The sequence below is a fragment of the Nonomuraea sp. NPDC049784 genome (genome assembly GCF_040659615.1).
Lineage (GTDB): Bacteria > Actinomycetota > Actinomycetes > Streptosporangiales > Streptosporangiaceae > Nonomuraea.
Genome location: NZ_JBFAMX010001100.1, coordinates 1 through 1,929, shown reverse-complemented (window position 1 = coordinate 1,929; position 1,929 = coordinate 1). Strand labels below are relative to the sequence as shown.

Below are 1,929 nucleotides of genomic sequence, written 5' to 3'. Positions count from 1 at the left end.
GCCTCGTACGCGCCGCGCAGCGTCGTACGCCATGCCTGCGGATCGGCGATCGCCTGGGCGACGTTCCCGGTCATCGTCACCAGGTCGATCTGCATGGGCGGCAGGTCCCCCGCGTCGCCGTCGAGCCAGCGCACCCGCTCCGCGCCCGGCTTGCCACGCGCGACGTCGACGGACGCCCGCGCGGGATCGATCCCGGTGACCGTAATCCCTCGCTCGGCGAGCAGCAGCGCGAACACGCCCGTACCGCACCCGATGTCCAGCACGGACCGCGCGCCGAACTCCTCCGCCATCGCGAGATACGCGTCGAGATCGCTGCGGTCCGGATCGAGTGGGTCGTAGATGGCGGCGAGGCGCGGATGCCCGAAAGTCGCGTCAACCATGGAGGCGAACGTATGTGGCCCCGAGCCCGCGCGGCCACTGCTTTTTCGGGTTACGGCGCCAAGCGGGCGCGGCGAAGTGCACCGCTGATCCCGGCGCCCCTATCGGGCACGGCCGTACCGAAGCGAACCTCGGCCAGGCCGCTTAGGAGTTGTCTTCAATGTCACGCCCACATCAGGAGCGAGACAAGGGTGACGGCCGCTTGGTAGGACTCGGCGGTCTTGTCGTAGCGGGTCGCGATGCCACGCCACTGCTTGAGGCGCTTGAAGCACCGTTCCACGACGTTGCGCTGCTTGTAGAGCTGCTTGTCGAAGCGGGGCGGGCGTCCGCCTCGGCTGCCGCGGCGGGCCCGGTTGCGCTTCTGGTCGGCCCGCTCGGGAATGGTGTGGGCGATGCCGCGCGACCATGATCCACTACTCAAGATCAATTGAAGACACGCCCTCTAGGCCACCGCGACTTGGCGGCGGTACCGGCCGGGCGCCACGCCGAACTCCCGCTTGAAGGCGTTGCCGAAGGCGAACTCCGACCCGTACCCCACTCGCTCGGCCACCTCCGCCACCGACGCGTCGGACTCGCGCAGCATGCGCGCCCCGCTCATCAGCCGCCACCAGGTCAGGTACGCCAGCGGCGGCTGCCCGACCAGCCCCGTGAAGCGGCGGGCGAAGCCGGCGCGCGACATGCCCGCGTGGGCGCCGAGCGACTCGACCGTCCAGCGGCGGGCCGGGTCGCGGTGGATGGCGTCGAGCGCGCGGCCGATACCGGGGTCGGCCAGCGCGGCGGCCCAGCCGGACAGCGTGCAGGGCTCGTCCTGAGTCTCGAAGTAGGCCCGCAGGACGTACAGCTGCAACATGTCGAGCAGGGACGACACGACGGTGTCCGTGCCGGGACGGGGGGTGTCGATCTCGGCGGCCAGCAGCTCGACTGCGGCCCGCAGCTCCGGGTGGCTGCCGAGCGTCGCGGGCAGGTGAATCACGCCGGGCAGCGAGTCCAGGATCGGGTGCGTCCTGTCGAGGTCGAGCCGGTAGCCGCAGGACAGGGTCACCGTCTCGGGCCCGGCGCCGCCGAAATCGGCCGAGGCGAACAGCTCGGAATGCGGGTCGCAGTCCGACTCGACCAGCGGCCGCGCGGGATCGTCGGCCAGCCCGAACGAGTCGCCGTGCGGCAGGAACGCCAGGTCGCCCACGCTCAGCGGAACGGGCTCGCCATCCTGGGGGATGAGCCAGCAGGATCCGCGCAGCACCACCTGGAAACCGGCGAACCCAGGCGCCGCGCGGAACGAAATGCCCCAGGGCGCCCGCCAGGAGACGCGGGCGGAGGTGGGGCGCCCGCACCGCATGAAGGCCACCACGTCGCTCAGCACATCCATGCGTTGAGTCTATGGCCTGAGACGCTGGCGTATAAATGTTGGACAGCAGCGCATTCACTATCTCAGTAGGTCTCCCTACGGTGGTTCGCATAACCGATTGAGGGAGCATTGACATGCTGAAGGTAGGCATCATCCTGGGCAGCACCCGTCCCGGCCGCAACGGCGAGGTTGTGGCGCACTGGGTC

2 protein-coding genes and 1 pseudogene are annotated in these 1,929 nt (G+C 70.0%); all 3 read right to left on the bottom strand.

The features are described 5' to 3' along the window. Nucleotides 1–380 (bottom strand): class I SAM-dependent methyltransferase (locus AB0J09_RS63665; RefSeq protein ID WP_360714083.1); only part of this gene is annotated, 380 nt, incomplete at its 3' end. Nucleotides 381–541: 161 nt separating this feature from the next. Further along, nucleotides 542–757: pseudogene (locus AB0J09_RS63660) on the bottom strand (transposase); the annotation flags it as partial. 63 nt (nt 758–820) lie between these two features. Further along, entirely contained in the window at nt 821–1,744 is a 924-nt protein-coding gene (locus tag AB0J09_RS63655; protein ID WP_360714081.1) for an AraC family transcriptional regulator, read from the bottom strand. Between the last annotated feature and the right edge of the window lie 185 nt (nt 1,745–1,929).

Coding starts and splice junctions, on each gene's coding strand:
- AB0J09_RS63655 (WP_360714081.1), bottom strand. CDS start 1,744: ATGGATGTGCTGAGCGACGTGGTGGCCTTCATGCGGTGCGGGCGCCCC.